We start from the raw sequence: 997 nt of genomic DNA, 5'->3' as shown, positions 1-997 counted from the left end.
AATGAACGAAAGAAACTGGCATGGGCGATAGCCACGATCATTGGAACAACGGCAGAATATCAGTATATGCCCACCTGTACTTACAAAATCGGGGAATGCTACACTGTTACCAAAGCAGGTGATCTGGAAATCAGTGACCAAGCCGACCGTAAGGAAACAGAACGGCTTCTTGCCGAACTGGCAAGTCGGGGTTATGCTGTTCCGGACACCACAGAACCGGAATCCAAGGGCTTGACGGTGCAGATGCCAGCCGATTTCTTCACGGAGCATACGCTCGGCAATCTCCGGCAGATCTGCGAAAACAAGGTTGCCCTTTTTCAGGCAGCTTTTCAAACCGACTGTTTGGACATCATTCCGTCTGATGAAAAGGTGGAATTTCCATGGTTCACGGTCGAACAGGACGGTGATGCAGATGCCTACTGCACCTTCATTTCCATGCTCTGCGAATTTGCCAAGAACCAGAGCCGCATCAACCGCAAACCGGACACCTCCGACAATCCCAAGTACACCATGCGGTGTTTTCTGATTCGTCTGGGAATGGTGGGTGCAGAATTCAAGGCAGCAAGAAAAGTCATTCTTCGCAATCTCACAGGCAATTCCGCATTCAGAAAGGTTGGTGATACTGATGCAGTTTCCGAGTGAATCATATCTGGAACAGCTGCGAAAAAAGTACCCTGTCGGAACGAAATTACAGCTGATTTCTATGCGAAATGAAAAATATCCGGTTCTTCCCGGAACAGTCGGCGAGGTCACGCATATTGACGATGTGGGCAGCATTCATATGCGGTGGGAGAATGGTTCTTCCCTTGCTCTGATTCCCGAAATCGATAGTTTCCAGACCGTATCCAAGGCGAAAAAATAAGGCGGCATCTCTTCCATTGTAATGTATGTTACCATACAATTGCAAGGATTGCAAGGGTGTATTCTACACAATCTTTTGACCGCATTTTCTGTACATTTAGCCGCTTGCTATCTCCTCCGTTTAGAGTTAATATGG

General features: G+C 47.6%; 2 protein-coding genes. Both read left to right on the top strand.

What is annotated here, in order from left to right; genetic code table 11:
- Nucleotides 1-642: virulence protein (locus tag DXB92_RS13915; RefSeq protein WP_117734228.1), on the top strand; the 642-nt coding region annotated here is incomplete at its 5' end.
- A complete protein-coding gene (locus DXB92_RS13205; RefSeq protein ID WP_117734227.1) occupies nucleotides 626-862 on the top strand; it encodes a DUF4314 domain-containing protein in 237 nt (78 codons plus the stop codon). The genes DXB92_RS13915 and DXB92_RS13205, both read left to right, overlap by 17 nt.
- Nucleotides 863-997: the final 135 nt, after the last annotated feature.

This window comes from Ruminococcus sp. OM06-36AC (assembly GCF_003438725.1).
Classification (GTDB): Bacteria; Bacillota; Clostridia; order Oscillospirales; family Ruminococcaceae; genus Ruminococcus_C; species Ruminococcus_C callidus.
The sequence above is the reverse complement of the archived record's forward strand: the minus strand, read 5'-3'. Positions and strand labels throughout refer to the sequence as shown.

Bases quoted from the DNA above. Each gene is read 5' to 3' on its own strand.
- DXB92_RS13205 (WP_117734227.1), top strand. From the start codon at position 626: ATGCAGTTTCCGAGTGAATCATATCTGGAACAGCTGCGAAAAAAGTAC.